13 protein-coding genes are annotated in these 18055 nt (G+C 70.7%); 7 read left to right on the top strand and 6 right to left on the bottom strand.

Annotated features, from left to right (window positions below):
* Positions 1 to 9 precede the first annotated feature (9 nt).
* The 3 genes from ABDW59_RS08605 to ABDW59_RS08595 form a co-directional block, all read right to left on the bottom strand.
* Complete coding sequence (locus ABDW59_RS08605; RefSeq protein WP_343629256.1) at positions 10 to 1233, bottom strand: HlyD family efflux transporter periplasmic adaptor subunit; 1224 nt, start codon at positions 1231 to 1233, stop codon at positions 10 to 12.
* A 21-nt stretch (positions 1234 to 1254) separates the two neighbouring features.
* The gene (locus ABDW59_RS08600; protein ID WP_343629255.1) at positions 1255 to 1521 is read right to left on the bottom strand and encodes a hypothetical protein; all 267 of its coding nucleotides are present in this window, start codon (positions 1519 to 1521) and stop codon (positions 1255 to 1257) included.
* Positions 1522 to 1640: 119 nt separating this feature from the next.
* Positions 1641 to 3041, bottom strand: a complete 1401-nt coding sequence (locus tag ABDW59_RS08595; RefSeq protein WP_343629254.1) for an MFS transporter — start codon at positions 3039 to 3041, stop codon at positions 1641 to 1643.
* Positions 3042 to 3310: 269 nt separating this feature from the next.
* Between ABDW59_RS08595 and ABDW59_RS08590 the strand changes: the two genes are divergently transcribed.
* The 6 genes from ABDW59_RS08590 to tagF all read left to right on the top strand — a co-directional run bounded on the left by ABDW59_RS08590 (position 3311) and on the right by tagF (position 12526).
* Positions 3311 to 4870: a methyl-accepting chemotaxis protein gene (locus ABDW59_RS08590; RefSeq protein ID WP_343629253.1), complete on the top strand. Its 1560-nt coding sequence runs from the start codon at positions 3311 to 3313 to the stop codon at positions 4868 to 4870.
* 99 nt (positions 4871 to 4969) lie between these two features.
* Entirely contained in the window at positions 4970 to 5497 is a 528-nt protein-coding gene (gene tssJ / locus ABDW59_RS08585) for a type VI secretion system lipoprotein TssJ (protein ID WP_343629252.1), read from the top strand.
* Positions 5494 to 6828, top strand: a complete 1335-nt coding sequence (tssK, locus tag ABDW59_RS08580) for a type VI secretion system baseplate subunit TssK (RefSeq protein WP_343629250.1) — start codon at positions 5494 to 5496, stop codon at positions 6826 to 6828. Before tssJ ends, tssK begins: the two co-directional genes overlap by 4 nt.
* A 67-nt stretch (positions 6829 to 6895) precedes the next feature.
* Entirely contained in the window at positions 6896 to 8218 is a 1323-nt protein-coding gene (locus ABDW59_RS08575; RefSeq protein WP_343629249.1) for a DotU family type VI secretion system protein, read from the top strand.
* Positions 8215 to 11799: a type VI secretion system membrane subunit TssM gene (gene tssM, locus ABDW59_RS08570; RefSeq protein WP_343629248.1), complete on the top strand. Its 3585-nt coding sequence runs from the start codon at positions 8215 to 8217 to the stop codon at positions 11797 to 11799. The genes ABDW59_RS08575 and tssM overlap by 4 nt, the downstream gene beginning before the upstream one ends.
* Positions 11800 to 11821: 22 nt before the next feature.
* Positions 11822 to 12526, top strand: coding sequence for a type VI secretion system-associated protein TagF (gene tagF, locus ABDW59_RS08565; RefSeq protein ID WP_343629247.1), 705 nt, complete (start codon positions 11822 to 11824; stop codon positions 12524 to 12526).
* A 141-nt stretch (positions 12527 to 12667) separates the two neighbouring features.
* Here tagF and ABDW59_RS08560 read toward each other — a convergent pair whose 3' ends face one another.
* Together ABDW59_RS08560 and tagH are read right to left on the bottom strand one after the other, a co-directional pair.
* A complete protein-coding gene (locus ABDW59_RS08560) occupies positions 12668 to 13558 on the bottom strand; it encodes a protein phosphatase 2C domain-containing protein (protein ID WP_343629246.1) in 891 nt (296 codons plus the stop codon).
* 31 nt (positions 13559 to 13589) lie between these two features.
* On the bottom strand, positions 13590 to 15617 hold the full coding sequence (tagH, locus tag ABDW59_RS08555; protein ID WP_343629245.1) for a type VI secretion system-associated FHA domain protein TagH: 2028 nt from the start codon (positions 15615 to 15617) through the stop codon (positions 13590 to 13592).
* 168 nt (positions 15618 to 15785) lie between these two features.
* On the opposite strand from tagH, the gene ABDW59_RS08550 reads away from it, so the two are divergent.
* Positions 15786 to 16853: a LysM domain-containing protein gene (locus ABDW59_RS08550; protein WP_343629244.1), complete on the top strand. Its 1068-nt coding sequence runs from the start codon at positions 15786 to 15788 to the stop codon at positions 16851 to 16853.
* A gap of 1 nt (position 16854) precedes the next feature.
* Here ABDW59_RS08550 and ABDW59_RS08545 read toward each other — a convergent pair whose 3' ends face one another.
* Positions 16855 to 17985: an acyltransferase gene (locus ABDW59_RS08545; protein ID WP_343629243.1), complete on the bottom strand. Its 1131-nt coding sequence runs from the start codon at positions 17983 to 17985 to the stop codon at positions 16855 to 16857.
* Between the last annotated feature and the right edge of the window lie 70 nt (positions 17986 to 18055).

Genomic DNA, 18055 nt, shown 5'->3' with positions numbered 1-18055 from the left:
GGGCCGTCATCAGACGCCGGACAGACGCTTCAGCGGCTCGACCACCCATTGATACAGACGCCGTCGCTCCAAGGGAATCACGGCCTCCAGCGTCATTCCGGGGCGCAGCGCGTGCATCTCGCCTCGCGCGTCGAAGGATTGGCTCGGCAACGCGACGCGCACCCGGAAGGCGGGCGACTGGCCGGAAGCGATCAGGTCCACCGATCGGACCTGGCCCTGCATCGCCCCATGGATCTGATGCGGGAAGGCGTCCAGCTGAAGCCGGACCGGCATGCCCGCTCTCAGCCGGCCCGCCGCGCGCGACGGCGCCATGAACTCGGCTTCGAGCGCGGCGCCTTCGGGCCACAGCGAGGCCAGCGCCGCTCCGGCTGGGACATGCTGCCCCGCTGACGCTTGCAGCGCCGACACGCGCCCCTCGACCGGCGCGCGGATCAGCGTCTCCCGGCGTCCCTGGTGCTCGCTCATTTCCTGGTCCGCCGCGGCGAGCGAGCGCTTGAACGCCTCGTCGTCACGGCGCCGCTGCTGCTCGCCTTCGCGCAGTTCGTTCGCGGCGACGTCGTGTTCACGCGCGGCCGCGGAGACGGCGCGCTCCTGCTGCGAAAGGCGCTGGCGCGCGTCCACCCAGGCCGCCTCGCGATCCTGCACGGCAGCGATCGTGCTCATGCCGTGGGACTGGAGCTGTCGAGCCCGATCCAACGCGCCCAGCTCGATCTCCACACGTCGTCGATACAGCGCAAGGTCCGCCGCCACGCGCTCGCGCTCCTGACTCAGCGCGTCGCGTCGACCACGCAGCGCGTCCAGGCGCTGCCGGGTCTGTCCCTGTCGATGTCGGGCCTCCTCGACCAGGCTGTCGCGCCGTCTCCGGATCGAGGCCGCCACGGCGGCATCGACCGAACGTCCTTGTGCGTCGATGCGTTCCTCGCGCAGCAGGAAGAGCGCCTCCCCGGCGCGCACGACCTGGCCCTCGCTCACCTGCGACGCGACGACCACGCCGCCGATGGGGGCGCTCAGCCGGATCACGCCGGTCGACGGCGTCAGCACGCCGGCCGCACGGACCGTGGAACTCGCCGAGGCGAAAAGGAAGAACGCCAGGAGCGCGATCACGATCGCAGCGGCCAGCGTGCTCAGCAACGCCCACGAGGCGGGTCTCGCCAGCACGATGGCGCCGTGCGGCTCATTGCCCCTGCGAAGCGCCTCGGCGCGGAAGAGACCCAGCCCGTGATCGGCGTTCATCTGAAGGGGGCGAGGTCCCCGTCATAGCTTCCACACCACATTACCCAGTCCGACGTATCCGGCCAGCGACGGCTCCTTGAGCCTCGCGCCGCTGATGCCGCAATTGATTCGGCGCGTATTCTCCCTTTCATCCCAGGAGCCCCGGCCCACTGGGGGGATGTAATTGATAAAGCCCCGGAAGTCATTGCACCCCCATCCGCCGCTCACACCACGCACTTCTTCTGCATCAAGAACTCTCATCGCTTGCTTCTCCAGGTCGACCCACGGCGGATCGAGCGCGCCGACCAAGCACCCGTCCGGGACATCGCCGCGCGATGCCCGGAACACTAGTGCCGAAGCTGGCAGCAACCGGCGTCAGGAAGACACGAAGTGCCGGGCAGGTTCGACGCGGCACTTGGAGCCGCACGTCAATGCGCGCCGGCGCTCGCAGACTCGAAATCTCGCTTCGTGTTCACCGGAAACGGCGCCAGCCACGCCAGCACGATGGGCGGGATCGAGAACAGCAGCACCAGGCCGAAGAAGCTCGCGTAATGCTGGCCGACGGCCGCGTAGACCCAGCCGCTGACACTGCCGGTGGCCCACTTGGTCAGCGCCATCACGCCGGTGGCCATCGCGTAATGCGTCATCTTGAAGGGCCCCGGCGCCAGCTGCTGCATCATGTACAGCATGTGGCCGATCGAGCCCATGCCGAAGCCGAACTTCTCGATCGCCACCACCGCGCCGATCAGCCACAGGTCCGTGGGCATCGCGTGGCTGAGGTAGTAATAGGTCAGGTGCGGCAGATTGAGCGCAATCGCCAGCAGCAGGAAGGAGCGCTTGAGCGTCATCTTCGCGGCGATGAATCCGCCGAGGAACGCGCCCGCGATGAAGGCCACCGTCCCGGCGCTCCCGTAGATGTGTCCCAGCGCCGCGTTGTCCAGTCCCAGCCCGCCCGCGCTGCGCGGATCGAGCAGGAACAGCGGCCCGAACTTCTCGATGAAGCCCTCGCCGAAGCGGTAGAAGAAGATCACCGCCAGCATCATCCAGACCGAGGGCTTTTGGAACAGCGTGATCCAGGACTCGCGCAGCGAGACCAGCGCGCTGCGCAGGTCCTGCCCATGCACCGCGGCCGGCGCGCCCGTCGGCAGCACCCGCAGATGCCACAGGCCGAAGGCGCCCATCATCCCGGCCGCGCCCAGCATCACCGCCATCCAGCAATGCACCCAGTCCCAGTGCAGCGACGCATGCATCCATCCGGTGAGCGACACCAGCAGCCCCGACGCCACCACCGCGCCCAGGTTCCAGCACATGCCCTGCAGCCCCGCATAGCGGGCCTGCTCGCGCGGCGACATGGTGGTCATGTAGACGCCGTCGGCCACGATGTCCTGCGTCGCCGAGGCGAAACCGGTGATCCAGAAGAAGGCCAGCGAGGCCCGGAAGAAGCCGTCCAGGGGCAGCACGAAGGCCACCGCGCCCAGCGAGGCCATCATCAGGAACTGCATCGTGATGACCCACCAGCGCTTCGTCTTGTAGGGCTCCAGCAGCGGCGACCACAAGGGCTTGAGCACCCACGGCAGATACATCTGCGAGGTGTAGAGCGCGATGTCCTCGTTGGACACGCCCAGGTTCTTGTAGAGGATGGCGGCGACCGCGCCGATCAGCACGTTCGGCAGGCCCATGGCCAGGTACAGCGACGGCACCCAGGCCAGCGGATGGCGGCGATCCGCCGCGCCCTGCGGCTCAGCCGTGTCCGGCGCGTCGTCGGCCCGCGCGGCGGCCACGCTCGCCCCGGCGCCATTCCCGGCGGGCCGGGAAAGATCTGCACTCATCAGTCTGTCTCCTCTTTGCGCGGCAGCATATGCGAGTCTGACAACGTTGTCATCCGGGGTTAACTCCCGGAGTGCCGGCGAACCTGTCGACCTCGATCCGCCTTCATCCGACGCGCGGCTCTGGCCTTTTGGGCCGGCTCGGCGCATTCTCCCGTGATGCATTGCGCAGCACCGGTACCGGCGGCAACCCGCTTCGTCCTGAGGACAGGTTTCTGAAGGTCACAGCGCGCATGCTGCTCCCACCTCCTTTCACCATCAGAAGAGGCAACATGGTCCTCCTTCGCAACTTCCGCATCGGCAAGCGCCTCGCCCTGGCCTTCGCCGCCGTCCTTGCCCTGCTCTGCTTCATCGCCTGGTTCGGCGCGCTGCAGATGGCACGCATCAACGACAACGTCCAGGACCTGAACAGCAACTGGCTGCCCAGCGTCACCAAGCTGGGCGAGATGCAGGACGCGGCCAACCGGGCCCGACGCTTCTCGCTGCGCGCGGTCATCGAGCTGGACGACGCCGCGCGCGCCAACTCGATGCGCGAGCGGGACACCTCGTTGCGCGACTTCGACAAGGCCGCCAAGGAGTACGAGCCCACCATCACCGGCGACAAGGAGAAGGGCCTGTACGACGGCATCCGCGACACCTGGAAGCGCTATCTGGACGCCGACGTGGCGCTGACCCGCGTGGCCGCGGGCGGCGAGGCCCAGCACGAGGCGGCCCGCAAGCTCGCCGCCGGCGCCACGTCCAAGATCTTCACCGAGCTGTCCGACGCCATCGACAAGGACGTCGCCTTCAACCGCGAAGGCGGCGATCAGGCCGCCCGCGACGCCGCCGCGTCCTATGGCCGTGGTCTGCGCATCAACATGATCGTCGTGGCGATCGCCCTGGCCATCGGCATCTCGCTCGCTTGGCAAGTGACGCGTTCGATCACGACCCCGATCGCCGAGGCGGTCAAGGCCAGCGAGGAAGTCGCCGGCGGCAACCTGACGCTGCGCATCCAGGCCGCCGAGCGCGACGAGCCCGCCGACCTGCTGCGCGCCATGTCGCGCATGGTCGAGCAACTGGGCAGTCTGGTCGGCCAGGTGCGCGACAGCAGCGAGAGCATCGCCACCGGCTCCCAGGAGATCGCGCAAGGCAATGCCGACCTGAGCCAACGCACGGAGAGCCAGGCCAGCAGCCTGCAGCAGACCGCCGCGTCGATGGAGGAGCTGACCAGCTCGGTGGCACAGAACGCCGCCTCCGCGACGCAGGCCAGCCGTGTCGCCGCCGAGGCGTCGAGCGCCGCGGGTGAAGGCGGTCAGGCGGTGGGCGCGCTGGTCGACACCATGCAGGGCATCAGCGAGGCCTCCCGCAAGATCGCGGACATCATCGGCACCATCGACGGCATCGCCTTCCAGACCAACATCCTGGCCTTGAACGCCGCGGTCGAGGCGGCCCGGGCGGGCGAGCAAGGCCGCGGCTTCGCGGTCGTGGCGTCCGAGGTCCGCGCCTTGGCGCAGCGCTCGGCCGGCGCGGCCAAGGAGATCAAGGCGCTGATCGAGACCAGCACCCAGCGCGTGGACACCGGCGCCCACCAGGCGCAGAACGCCGGCGAGGTCATGCGCCGCGTGGTCGAGCAGGTCGGCCATGTGGACGCGCTGATCCGTGAGATCTCCGCCGCCACGCAGGAGCAGAACGGCGGCATCCAGCAGGTCGGCTCCGCCGTCACCCACCTGGACCAGGTCACCCAGCAGAACGCCGCCCTGGTCGAGGAAAGCGCCGCCGCCGCCGAAAGCCTCAACGGCCAGGCCCAGAACCTGTCGCTGCTGGTGAGCCGCTTCCGCCTTCGCTCGGCCTGATCCTCACCGCCTCTCCTCGCTGCCGCCCCCGATTACCTAAGTCACCATCCCGCGCCGCCCCCCCTGGCTATCCTTTCCCCGTCTACAAGGGATTGCCAGATGAAGCCGCGCCACGCCATCCACGGAACCACGAGGGCCGCCATCGCGGTCTGCGCCACGCTCGCCGCCCTGGCGCTGGGCGGCTGCTCGGGCATGTCGTCGGTCTCGTCGATGTTCTCCAGCTCGCCCAAGCCCACCGTGGTGAACGGGAGCATCACCGCCTCGGCGCAGCTCAACCCCAGCGTCACGCAGCGGCCCTCGCCGCTGCTGGTGCGGGTGTATGAGCTCAAGTCGACCAACGCCTTCAACGCCGCCGACTTCATCAGCCTGTATCAGCGCGACCAGACCGAGCTCGGCACCGAGCTGGTCGCCCGAGAGGAGATGACGCTGCAACCCGGCGAGTCCCGCAGGATCAGCAAGAAGACGCTCTCGCCCGACACCCGCTTCATCGCCGTCTTCGGCGCCTACCGCGACCTGGAACACGCGCGCTGGCGCGCCGTGGTGCCGGTGCAGCCGGGCAAGCAGCAGGATGTGGTCATCACCGCCGGCGAACTGGCGGTGAGCGCAGCGGCGACGGTCAAGCCGTGAGCTGGCACAGCAAAGTCGTCTGGACGCAGGGCATGTTCCTGCTGCCCCACCATTTCCAGCAGGAAACCCGCTACCTCGAGCACCTGGTCGACAGCCGCGCCCGCGCGCTGGCTCCCCATGGCTGGGGCTTCACCGAGCTGGTGCTGGACGAGGCGCTGCTCAGCGTCGGCCGCCTGGGCGTCGTGCGCGCCAGCGGCGTGCTGCCCGACGGCACGCCCTTCCAGATCCCGCAGGCCGATGCCGCGCTCGCGCCGTTGGACGTGCCGGCCGACCTCAAGGGCGACCTCATCGTGCTGGCCGTGCCCATGGCCCGCCCCGGCACCGACCAGGTCGCCTTCAACGGCCACGACGCGACCGAGCTGCACCGCTATCACGTCGTCGACCAGGACCTGCGCGATCAGACCAGCGCCGGCGACGAGCCCGAGCCCGTCCAGACCGGCGCGCTGACGCTGCGCCTGCTGCCGGCCCGCGAGCTCAATGACGCCTACGCCGCGCTGGGCGTGGCCCGCGTGGCCGAGCGCCGCGCCGATCAGCAGCTGGTGCTGGACCGCAGCTACATCCCGCCGCAGCTGCGCATCGACGCCAGCGGCCAGCTGTCGGCGATGGCCTCGCTGCTGCACGGCCTGCTGCGCCAGCGCGCGCAGCTGTTGGCCTCGCGCATGGGGCAGTTGGGCAACGGCGTGTCCGAGCTGGCCGACTTCCTGATGCTGCAGGCGCTCAACCGCGCCGATCCGCTGTTCCGCCAGCACGCCGCCTCGCCGCACGCGCATCCGGAGCTGCTGCACCGCGACTGCCTCCAGCTGGCGGGCGACATGGCGACCTTCGTCAGCGACACGCGCCTGGCGACCGAGTACCCGCTCTACCGCCACGACGACCTGCGCGGCTCCTTCGCGCCGCTGCTGGAAGAGTTGCGCCGCATGCTGTCGGTGGTCCTTGAGCGCAACGCGCTGCAAATCGACTTGACCGAGCGTACCCACGGCGTGCGCACCGCCGTGGTCCCCGACGCCGATCTGCTGCGCACCGCCAGCTTCGTCATCGCGGTCAATGCGCAGGTCGCCGCCGAGCAGCTGCGCCAGCGCTTCCCCACGCAATCCAAGCTGGGCCCGGTGGACCGCATCCGCGACCTGGTCAACCTGCAGCTGCCCGGCATCGGGCTGCGCGCCCTGCCCGTCGCGCCGCGTCAACTGCCCTTCCACGCCGGCTTCCATTACTTCGAGCTGGACCGCGGCGGCGAGCTGTGGAAGCAGCTGGAACGCAACGGCAGCCTGGCGCTGCATGTCGCGGGCGACTTCCCCGGCCTGGAACTGGAGCTGTGGGCCATCCGGCAGTAGCCGACGGCCCGGCTCCGCGCCGCCGCGGCGGCTCAACGATTCACGACAGTAACCCTCGGGAGCCGGCATGGACCCCTCCGCGCTCAACGATCCGTTCGCAGGCTTCGACGATCAGCGCACCTTCATCAAGCCCCGTCCCGGCGGCGCCCAGGCCCCGCGCGGCAGCGCACCGGCCGACGCCCCCGCCGCGCCGGATGCCGGCGCGCCCGCGCCCGGCCTGAACCCGCTGCTGTCGCTGGCCAACCCGCTGCTGCTGCTGGTCCCGCAACTGCGCGCGACACGGCGCGTCGACGACGTGGCCGCGCTGCGCAACAACCTGGCGCAGGGCATCCGCGACTTCGCCACCCGCGCCGCCGCCGCCGGCATTCCGCCCGAGCGCGTGATGGCGACCCGCTACGTGCTCTGCACCATGATCGACGAGGCCGCCGCCGACACCCCCTGGGGCGGCTCGGGCGTCTGGGCGCGACACAGCCTGCTGTCCATGTTCCACAACGAGACCTGGGGCGGCGAGAAGGTCTTCCAGCTCATGGCCCGACTGGCCGAGAAGCCCGATGCCAACCGCGATCTGCTGGAGCTGATCTACGCCGCGTTGACGCTGGGCTTCGTCGGCCGCTATCGCGTGATCGACAACGGCCCTGCGCAACTGGAGGCGGTCCGCGACCGACTCGCGCAAATCCTCAAACAGCAGCGGGGCGACTATCCCGCCGCGCTGGCCCAGCACTGGCAGGTCGAGGCCACCACCCAGCGCCGCCACATCGGCTGGCTGCCGCTGGCCGCGATCGCCGCGCTGACCACGCTGATCCTCGTCGGCGCGTACCTGACGCTGACGCTGTCGCTGGCGGAGCGCTCCGATCCGGTCTTCGGCCAGATCCAGTCGCTGCGGCTGTCGCCGCCGGTGGTGGCGCCGCCGCCGCCGCCCGCCAAGCCGCGGCTCGCGCAATTCCTGCAATCGGACATCAAGGCCGGACTGGTGGCGGTGCGCGACGAGGTAGACCGCAGCGTGGTCACGATACGCGGCGACGGACTGTTCGCGCCGGCCAGCGCGACCATCGTCCCCGAGCGCGACGCGCTGATGACGCGCATCGCCGACGCGTTGGCACAGGTGCAGGGCACGGTGCTAGTGACCGGCCACAGCGACAACACGCCCATCCGCACCGCCCGCTTCCCGTCCAACTGGCACTTGTCGGAAGAGCGCGCCCACACGGTGCGGGAGCTGCTGGTGGCGCATCGCGTCGCCGCCGAGCGCATCCGGGCCGAGGGCCGCGCCGATGCCGAGCCGGTCGCGCCCAACGACACGCCGGCCAATCGCGCGCTGAACCGGCGCGTGGAAATCAGTCTGATGATCAACGGCCGCGCCCCCGAGGCGCCGGCTCGCGGAGCCTCGCGATGAAACGCGTCCTGGGATGGATCTTCAACCGCTGGGTGCTGCTGGCGGTGCTGCTGCTGGCGGTGTCGCTGGTGATCTGGATCATCGGCCCGCTGGTGGCGATCGGCGAGGCGCGTCCGCTGGAGACCAGCGGCTCGCGCTGGATCACGATCCTCGTGCTGTGGGCGCTGGTGATCGCCTTGATCGCCTGGAGCCGCTGGCGCGCCAAGCGCGGCAACACCGCAGTCGTGAATCAGCTGCTGCAACAGCCCGGCGACGCCGGCGGACCGGAGCGCGACAGCCCCGACATGCTGGCCGTGCGCGAGCGCTTCCGGCAGGCGCTGCAGCTGCTGCAGCGCTCGCGCTTCGGCGCGGAGGGCTCGTCCGGCCTGGGCGCGCGGCTGCGCTCGCGCTTCGGCGGCCGCTATCTCTACGAGCTGCCCTGGTACCTGATCATCGGCGCGCCGGGCTCGGGCAAGACTACCGCGCTGCGCCACAGCGGCCTGAACTTCCCGCTGGCCGAGCAGATGGGCGATCACGCCATCCGCGGCGTGGGCGGCACGCGTCACTGCGACTGGTGGTTCACCGATCGCGCCGTGCTCATCGACACCGCCGGCCGCTTCACCACGCAGGACAGCGATCCCGACAACGACAAGGCGACCTGGAGCGGCTTTCTGCAGATGCTCAAGCGCTCGCGTCCGCGTCAGCCCATCAACGGCGCGCTGGTGACGGTGTCGGTGACCGACCTGCTGGCGCGCAGCCCGGCCGAGCGCGCGCAGCACGCCGCCACCGTGCGCGCGCGGGTGCAGGAGCTGCAGAAGGACCTGGACATCCGCTTCCCGCTCTATCTGCTGGTGACCAAGGCGGACCTGCTGTCCGGCTTCATGGACTACTTCGCGACCCTGGACAAGGACCAGCGCGCCGCGCCCTGGGGCTTCACCTTCCCGCGCAACGGCGCGGCCCCGCTGGCCGGCTTCAGCGCCGAGTTCGACGCGCTCGAACAGCGCCTGCAGGACGGCCTCATTGATCGGCTGCAAGCCGAGCGCGACCCGCAGCGCCGCGCGCGCATCTACGGCTTCCCGGCGCAGTTCGCGAGCCTGAAGGCGCTGCTGGCCGAATTCGCCGAGGGCGTCTTCGCGCCCTCCCCCTACGAGGCGCAGCCGCCGCTGCGCGGCGTCTACTTCGTCAGCGGCACGCAGGAGGGCACGCCCATCGACCGGGTGCTGGGTTCGGTGGCGCGGGGCTATCAGCTGGAGCACGCGGTGCTGGCGCCCAACCAGGCCAGCGGCCGCAGCTACTTCCTGAACCGGTTGCTGGGCGAGGTCGTCTTCGCCGAGGCCGGCCTGGGCGGCACCAACCGCGCCTGGGAGCGGCGCCGCAACGCGCTGGCGCTGACGGGTTACGCGCTGGTCGGGCTGGCGGGCATCGGCCTGCTGACCGGCTGGACGGTGAGCTACTTCAAGAACCGCGCGTATCTGGAGGAGGTCTCCGCCCGCGCGGACAAGGTGCGTGAGCTGCTGCAGTCCACGCCGAATCGCGCCAGCGCCGATCTGCTGCCCATCCTGCCGGCGCTGGAGGCCACGCGCGCCTTGGCCGCCGTCGACCAGGACGTGCCGTGGACGATGCGCATGGGGCTGTTCCAGGGCAAGAAGCTGGACAGCGCGGCGCGGGCCTCGTATCAGCGCATGCTGGGCGACGCGGTGCTGCCGCGGCTGGTGCTGCGCATCGAGGAACAGCTGCGCCAGGGCGCGGCCACGCCGGTGACCTTGTACGAGGCGCTCAAGGCCTACGTGATGCTGCACGACCCGCAGCATTTCGACGCGGCCTCGCTCAAGCAGCACATCGAGAACGACTGGGAGACCACGCGGCGTGAGCTCACGCCCGATCAGCGGGCGCAGCTGGGCGCGCATCTGGACGCGCTGCTGGCGCAAGGCGGCATCGCCTCGCCGCTGCCGGAGGACGCCTCGCTGCTGAGCGCGGTGCGGACGCAGCTGGCCACGCAGCCCTTGCCGCAGCGCATCTACAACCGGCTGCGCGCGCAGGGACTGGGCGCCGAGTACCCCGACTTCACCGCGGTGCGGGCGGGCGGGCACAACGCGCCGCTGCTGTTCACGCGGAGCAACGGCGCGCCGCTGACGCAGGGCGTGCCGGGCTTCTTCACCCGCGACGCCTATCTGCGCGGGTTCCAGCCCCGCGTCGGCCAGGTCACCGACGAGCTGGCCGCCGAGGAGCCCTGGGTGCTGGGCGTGGCCGCCGCGCCCAAGACCCCGGCCGCGATGGTGCGCGCCAACGCGCCGCTGGTGGACGACGTGCGCCGGCTTTATCTGAACGATTACGCCTCGGCCTGGGAGTCCTTCCTCAACAGCCTGAAGCTGCTGCCGATGGCGACGGTGCCGCAATCGGTGGAGCGCTCGCGCCTGCTGTCGGCGCCGGACAGCCCGCTGGGGCCCTTCCTGCGCGCCGCCTCGCGCGAGACCACGCTGACCCAGCCGGGCAACGCGATGGAGAACGCCGAGCGCCGCGCCGCCGATCTGGTGCAGCAGACGCGGGAGCGGGTCGCCGGGATGTTCTCCGGCAAGCCGGGGCAGCCCGGGGCACAGCCTGACCCCAACGCGCCGCGCATCGAGAGCATCGTCGACGACCGCTTCGCCGGTCTGCGCAGCATGGTCACCGCACCGGCGGGCGGCGGCAAGGCGCCGCTGGACGACACGGTGGGCCTGATCGCCGAGGCCAACATCATGCTGACGGCGGCGGATTCGGCGCTCAAGGGCGGCAGTGCGCCGCCGCCCTCGCCGGTGCCCACGCGCCTGAAGGCCGCCGCGGCGATGAGCCCCGAGCCGCTGCGCACCATGCTCGACGACTTGGGCACCAGCAGCGCGCGGGTGTCGCAGGGCGCGATGCGCCAGAACCTGGGCATGGAGGTCCGATCGCAGGTGGGCGAGTTCTGCAACCAGGCGGTGGCCGGGCGCTATCCGCTGGATCGGAACTCCTCGCGCGATGCGACGCAGGCGGACTTCGCGATGCTGTTCGGGCCGGGCGGCAAGATCGATCAGCTCTTCCAGTCCAAGCTCGCGCCGTATGTGGACACGACGACGCGGCCATGGAAGTTCCGCGCGGTGGAGGGGACGCCGCTCGGCCTGGACAGCGGTTCGCTGCCGCAGTTCCAGCGCGCGCAGGCGATCAAGGAGACCTTCTTCCCTGGCAGCAACACGCCCTCGCTGCGGCTGGACTTCAAGCCGGTGGAGATGGACACGACCATCCAGCAGTTCATCCTGGACGTGGACGGGCAGATCGTGCGCTACAGCCATGGGCCGCAGATTCCGACCTCGGTGCAATGGCCGGGGCCGCGCGGCAGCTCGCAGGTGCGGGTGCAGCTGAGCCCGGCCAGCGCGAGCGGCAGCTCGGGCTTGGTCAACGACGGGCCGTGGGCGCTGTTCCGGCTCTTCGACCGGGTCAAGATCGACAAGACCGCGGCGCCCGAGCGCTTCAAGGTCACCTTCGAGATCGAGGGCCGCAAGGCGGTCTTCGAGGTCACCGCCAGCAGCGTGCGCAATCCCTTCCGGCTGTCGGAACTCAACGAGTTCCGCTGCCCGAGCGGGCTGTGATCACCGCCAGGAGAGTCCCCCGATGAGCGCCCTGCCCGACGCCTCGAGTCTTCACGCCGACGCCGCCCCCGGCTGGTACGGCAAGCTGCCCGTGCTGGGCGACTTCGCGCAGCGGCGGCTGCCGGCGCATTGGGTGCGGCACTGCGATGCGTGGCTGTCGGGGGTGATGCAGGAACTGCCGGGGGCGCTGGGGCCGAGGTGGCTGGATGTCTATCTGACGGCGCCGGTGCTGAGGTTTGCCTGGGCGCCGGGGGTGGTGGACATGAAGTGGTGGTTCGGGGTCTTGATGCCCAGCTGCGACAAGGTGGGACGCTACTTCCCGCTGGTCATCGCGCAGCCGCGCGCGCAACCGCCGATCGATCGGGCGGGGCTGGATCATCTGGACCGGTGGTATGCGGTGCTGGCGAAGGCGGCGGTGAGGACGCTGGAGGATGCCGCGACGGTGGAGGCGCTGGAGCAGGCGCTCGTGTCGGCGCCGCATTGGCCGGCGAGTCATGCGGGGACGCTGCCGGTGCCGCAGGGGGGGCCGTGGGAGAGCTATACGGCGCCGGCGGGGTTGTTGACTTCCGCGGTGCCGATGTTGGCGGCGGGGGAGTTGATGGAGAGGATGGCGGGGTGCACGGTGTGGTCGGCGAATCCGGAACCGGGGGGGCAGGTGCACCTCAGATGGGGGCCGGGGCTGCCGTCGGGGCAGGAGTTCGCGGGGATGTTGGGGCGGAGGGGCTGAGCCGGACTGCCCCTCGCCCGCTTGCGGGAGAGGGGTTGGGGTGAGGGCCGGCGCCGACAGCGAGCGTCGTTCGAAGGGATTGGGGCTCTGGTGTGCCACGGCCCTCACCCCAACCCCTCTCCCACTTCGTGGGCGAGGGGCTCAAAGCGGCATGCGGCGCGTCGTCTCGTTCTCATCCTCCACGCCCGCCTCCACCGCCTCTTCATCCAACGGCACCGCCCCCGAATCCACCACCGACGCTTCCGTCGCTTCCCCCGCCTCATCCGTCGGCTCATCCGCCTTCACGCTCACCACCGGCTGCCCGACCCACACCGCGATCGCGCTGAAGTTGTCCTGATCCGGCAGCCCCCGCTCCTCGATCGCCGCGCGCATCACCGTCAGCCACTCGTCCGGCGACCCCGCCGCCGCCAGCGTGTCGTGGATCACCGCGTCACCCGCGCTGCCCCACCACCCGTCGCTGCACAGCAGGAACACATCCCCATCCCGCAACGGCTGCGGATCCGTCGTGTGCGGGTGAAGTTCATCCTCGATCCCCAGCGCGGCCACCAAATGGTTCTTGTGCGGATGGTCCTCCGCCTGCTCCGGCGTCAGCAACCCGGCGTCGATCAGCATCTGCACGACGCTGTCATCCTGCGTGATCGTGTCGATCCGCCCTTCGCGAATCCGATACAGCCGCGAGTCCCCCACGTGCGTCCACAGCGCGAAGTTGCGCTGCGCGTCGACGCACAAGGCCACCACCGTCGTGTGCATCCGCTCCCGCCCCGAGCCCTGCACGCCGCTGCGCACATCGTCATGCGCCGCGAGCACCGCGCCCGTCAGCAGCTCCGGCCGCCAGGGCAAAGTGGCGTCGCCCAGGCTGTTCTGCAAGCGATGGACGGCGCGACGCGCCGCCTCGGCGCCGTTGCGATGGCCGCCCGCGCCGTCGGCAAGCACGGCATACCAGCCGGGCCCGTTCTCATGGGCGACGACGGCATCCTCGTTGTTGGCGCGCGCGCCTTGTTCGCTGCAGGCGGCGACCCGGATCTTGAGCATGGTGGTGGACGTGATGGACGGAGGGGCGGCTTCAGGCCGCGCTCTGATGGGAATTGCGCGGCGTCGGCTGGCCGCTCTGATCTGCCGGACCGCCGGCCCCGATCGCGCCGGCCCCGGCCTGCTCGGCCTGATGCTGGATCAATCGCTCGAGCTGGTCTTCGTACGCTTCGAGGAAGGCCTTGCCGAACAGCGTGTGGAAGTCCTCCTGCGCCTCGTCGCGGATCGCGTCGAAGTGCTGCAGATAGAGCTCCCAGAGCTTGGCCTTGCGGTTCATCGCCAGCACGCTGTCCAGCACCGATCGGCTGGTCAGCTTGGCCTCCAGCGCCGAGGGCTGGAAGCGCGTCAGCACGCCCTCCAGCGCGGCACGCGTGCCGGCCATGGTGCCGATGGTGTGGCCGACCAGATCGCGCATGGCGTCCTGCATCGCGGCCGGGCCGGGCAAGAAACCGCGCACCGGCGGTTGCAGCAGCTGCTCCAGCGCCGACTGCGCGTCGGGCGAGAACTTCAGCGGGTTGTTGTCCCGCGATCGGATCACGGTGACCTGGGCGCGCAGCTCGTGCTTGGTGGCGGCGCGCACGGCCATCATCTGCAAGGTGCCCTCGACGGTGGAGCGCAGCAGCTGACCGATGACCCGCATCAGATCGGGATTGAGGCCCTGTGGCGGCGCGGCCATCCGCACGCCGGCACCCTCGCAGAAGGCACTCCAGAGCGCGGCGGTGTCGGCGCCGACGGCTCCGGTCGCGCCACTTGCAGAACTGGTCGCAGAACTGGTCGCAGGGCCGGTCGCTTGGCGGGCGGCGCTTGGCGACGGAACGGCTCGCGCGGCAGGCGCTGGCATGGAAGGCGGCGGCACTTCAGGCGGAGCGTGAGCCGGTGCGGGCGGCAGGATCGCGGCGGCGATCGACGGCAGTTCGTGCGGAATCTGCGCCACGGGCGGCGCGGTCGGCGCTTGCAAAGGCGGCATCGGCCGAGGCGTCGGCCGCACCTCCGGCGGCCGGAAGGACGATTGCAGCGCCGGCGTGTGGTCCGGCAGCGCGGGCGTCATCGGCTCGGTATGCGAAGGCGACGGGCCCGTGGCCGCGGCGCCGAAGAGCGCCAGCGGATCGGTCGACACGGCCCCGTGCAGATCCTGTCCTCCGGCTGCCGGCGCGCCGGCCATGAAGCCCGCGAGCGGATCCGCGCCGCCGGGCGGCAGGCCGAAGAGATCGTCGAGCGAGCGGTTGGCGTCGCCCGGCACCAGGTCGCCGAAGGCGCCGCCGAAGCCGAGGTCGTCGCGCGCGGGCTGCGCCGGGGGCTGGGACGGCCGCGGCGCCTCGAAACCGCCGAAGGGATCGAAGTCCGAGTCGATGGACGAGGCCGACCTTGCCGCCTCCGGGAACGCCGGCTGCGGCGCGGGCGCGGCACGAGGCGTCGGCGGCGCGAAGGGATCGAAGTCGTCCGGCAGCAGCGCGGGGCCGGCGGGCGCCGCAACGACGGTCGCGGCCTGCGCGGGCGGCGGTGTCGGCGTCATCGGCGTGTTGAAGGCAGCCAGCGGATCGACCGACGAGGACGGCCCGCCGAGCAGGTCGGCGAAGGGATTGCCGCTGGACAGCGCGGCCGGCGGCGGCGCCAACGCGGCGGAGATCGACGGCATCGCGGCCGGCACCGTCGTCGTTCCGGCCCCGCGCGTGAAGTCCTGAGGGAAGTCCCGGGCGGGCTCGGGCGCGCGGCGGATGACGGTGCTGGCGGCGTCCGCGTCCTCGGCCTCGTTCTGGACCTCGAGCAGATAGCCGCCGATGCGGACTTCGTCGCGATGGTGCAGCGCGACGGCCTGCCCCTGCTGAACGGACTGCCCGGCCACGGTGATCGGGTTGGCGCTGCCGACGTTGCGGATGACGAAGCCGCCGGCATCGGCGCGGATCTCGGCCTGCTGGCGGGAGATGTGGCGTTCCGGGTCGGGCAGCGCCAGGGTGTTGTGGTCCGCGCGGCCAATGGTGCCGCCGGCCGCGTCGAAGCGCGCGGTGATGGGCTGCGACAGAGGCAGGTCGTTGAGCGACACCGCGCGCAGGGTGAGGGTCATGATGCTGCCTTTGGACCTCGGGAGTGGCATGGGATGGTTGCGTCTCGGGGTCGGGCCATCAATGAACGAAAGTCACCTGCTGCGGGGAAATCCCTGTCCCATACTTCATTCCGCTCGAATTCCGAAGCGTGCCCCGCCATGCCCATGCCTTTGCCGAAGCACCCATCGATGCACCAGCCGATCACGACCGCAGCGCTCCGCGCCTCCGACGCCGCGCTGCCGCCCTCCCCGACCGCCGTCGCGATGGCGGCAAGCGCCGTCACACGCGGGCGCGTCTGGGCGATGGGGACCACCTTGGCACTGAGCCTGGCGCTGAGCGCCTGCGTGAACCCGCCCAAGCAACCGGCGCCGGAGCCGCCCGCCCCCGCCGCCTCCGCGCCGGAAACGCCACCTCCGCCGCCGCCGGAACCGCCCCCCGCCACGCCCGCCGAGCAGGCGCTCGCGCAGAAGGCCGCGATGCAATCCGTCGACCTGCTGGAGGTCGGGCAGGAAGACCAGGCCCGCGCCGAACTGCAGCGCGCCTTGACGCTGGACCGGAACAACAAGCTGGCGCAGAACCTGATGAAGCAGATCACGGCCGATCCGGTGGCGCTGCTGGGACGCGAGTCCTTCGCCTACACGGTGCAGTCCAACGACACGCTGTCGCGCATCGCCGGCCGTTTCATGGGCGACATCTATTCGTTCTACATCCTGGCCCGCTACAACGACATCCGCGTGCCCAAGCAGGTCTCGGGCGGCCAAGTGCTGCGCATCCCGGGCAAGCCGCCGGCGGGTCCGCTGTATCCGCCGCCGACCAAGGGCGGCCGCAACGACAAGACGCCGGCCGCCGCCCCTGCGACGCCCGCCACGGTGACGCCCGCGACCACCGCGCCCGCGGCACCGGCGACGCCCGTGGTGACCGCGCCGCCGCCCCCGCCGGAGCCCACGCCCGGCGAGAAGGCCTTGCGCGCGGGCGAGGCGCATGAGCGCGCGGGCCGCTTCGACAAGGCGCTGGAGGAGTACCAGCGTGCCGAGGCTGCCGATCAGCCGGGCGCGAGCGCCAAGATCGAGGCCGTGCGCAAGAAGCAGATCGCCGCGGCGACGCTGAAGGCGCGGACCGCCTTCGCCAAGCAGGATCTGGCGGGCGCGATCAAGGGCTGGGACACGGTGCTTCAGCTCGACCCGAACAACGAGCTGGCCAAGCTGGAACGGCAGAAGGCCGTGACGCTGAAGGCGAAGGCAGATGCGTTGAAGTAACTCAGTCCCGTTGCAGTACGGTCCCCCTCGCCCGCTTGCGGGAGAGGGCTGGGGAGAGGGTCTTCGCCATCCCCCGCTCCACCCCCACCGCCAGCAGCACGCACAAGGCCACCGCCGGCAGGTACACGACGAAGGTCCAATCCTGCGTCTTTCCCAGCAGCGCGCGATAGCTCGCCACCGTCGCCAGCACGACGAACATGTGGGTCAGATAGAGCTCATAGCTCAGCCGCCCCATGCGAGCCAGCCATTGCAGCCCGCGCGTCATGCGCGGCGGATGCGCCCGGAAGGCGATCAGCATCAGTCCGGTGCCCGCGCACAGCCCGTACATGCCCGACTTGAAGAGATGCCGGTGCACCAGCTCGCCCCAGCCCAGCACCAGCAGCACGCAGAAGCCGCCGAAGATCGCCAGCGCCCGCGCGTCCCGCGCGCCCGGCTGCCAGCGCCGCGCCGCGATCGCGGCCAGCACTCCCCAGGCGATCGCGGACATGCCGGGCAGGTAGGCCTTCTCCCACCAGACCTCGTTGCTGACCGGCACCAGCGAGCGCAGCGGCATCAGGCTCAACGCCAGCACCGCCAGTCCCACGATCAGCAGACGACGGGGCAGGACCAGGCACAGCAGCGGGAAGACGAGATAGAAGACCTCCTCGATGGACAGCGACCACAGCACGTCCCAGGCCGGCGGCGCCCAGCCGGTCTGGCCTTCGTACCAATTGAAGGTGAAGCTCAGCGCGGAGCCGACCAGCCCAGGCAGGCTCTGCTTATCGCCGGGTGCAAAACCTGGCACGCCGAGCAGTGCCAGCACGCTCAGCGCGGTCAGCACCACGAGCAGCAGCGGCAGGATGCGCGTCGCGCGGGCACGGTAGAAGCGGCGAAGGCCGACGCGACGCAGCTCGCCGTCGCGCTCGAGGATGCGCGTCGTGATCAGGAAGCCGGAGATCACGAAGAACATGAAAACCGCTTCGTAGCCGTTGAAGCTGACGAAGTCGATCAGGCGCTTGGGGACCCAGGGGCCGATCAGGCTGGGGCGCAACGGAAGGCGGAAAGGCAGCGCCAGGTGGTGGATGACCACCAGCAGGATGGCGACGCCGCGCAGGCAGTCGATGCCGAAATTGCGCGCCGGGGGTAAGGTCATACGGTCCCTGTGTGGAATGAGCGCCATGCGCGCCGGGCGCGGGATGGTAGCGGCGTCGTCAGGGTCGCGC

The organism is Roseateles sp. (assembly GCF_039595295.1).
In the GTDB taxonomy this organism is placed as follows: domain Bacteria; phylum Pseudomonadota; class Gammaproteobacteria; order Burkholderiales; family Burkholderiaceae_C; genus Roseateles.
Note: the sequence above shows the minus strand (reverse complement) of the source record. Positions and strands in the feature narration are given on the sequence as shown.

Bases quoted from the DNA above. Each gene is read 5' to 3' on its own strand.
- ABDW59_RS08605 (WP_343629256.1), bottom strand. From the start codon at position 1,233: ATGAACGCCGATCACGGGCTGGGTCTCTTCCGCGCCGAGGCGCTTCGC.
- ABDW59_RS08595 (WP_343629254.1), bottom strand. From the start codon at position 3,041: ATGAGTGCAGATCTTTCCCGGCCCGCCGGGAATGGCGCCGGGGCGAGC.
- ABDW59_RS08590 (WP_343629253.1), top strand. From the start codon at position 3,311: ATGGTCCTCCTTCGCAACTTCCGCATCGGCAAGCGCCTCGCCCTGGCC.
- tssJ (WP_343629252.1), top strand. From the start codon at position 4,970: ATGAAGCCGCGCCACGCCATCCACGGAACCACGAGGGCCGCCATCGCG.
- ABDW59_RS08575 (WP_343629249.1), top strand. From the start codon at position 6,896: ATGGACCCCTCCGCGCTCAACGATCCGTTCGCAGGCTTCGACGATCAG.
- tssM (WP_343629248.1), top strand. From the start codon at position 8,215: ATGAAACGCGTCCTGGGATGGATCTTCAACCGCTGGGTGCTGCTGGCG.
- tagF (WP_343629247.1), top strand. From the start codon at position 11,822: ATGAGCGCCCTGCCCGACGCCTCGAGTCTTCACGCCGACGCCGCCCCC.
- ABDW59_RS08560 (WP_343629246.1), bottom strand. From the start codon at position 13,558: ATGCTCAAGATCCGGGTCGCCGCCTGCAGCGAACAAGGCGCGCGCGCC.
- tagH (WP_343629245.1), bottom strand. From the start codon at position 15,617: ATGACCCTCACCCTGCGCGCGGTGTCGCTCAACGACCTGCCTCTGTCG.
- ABDW59_RS08550 (WP_343629244.1), top strand. From the start codon at position 15,786: ATGCACCAGCCGATCACGACCGCAGCGCTCCGCGCCTCCGACGCCGCG.
- ABDW59_RS08545 (WP_343629243.1), bottom strand. From the start codon at position 17,985: ATGACCTTACCCCCGGCGCGCAATTTCGGCATCGACTGCCTGCGCGGC.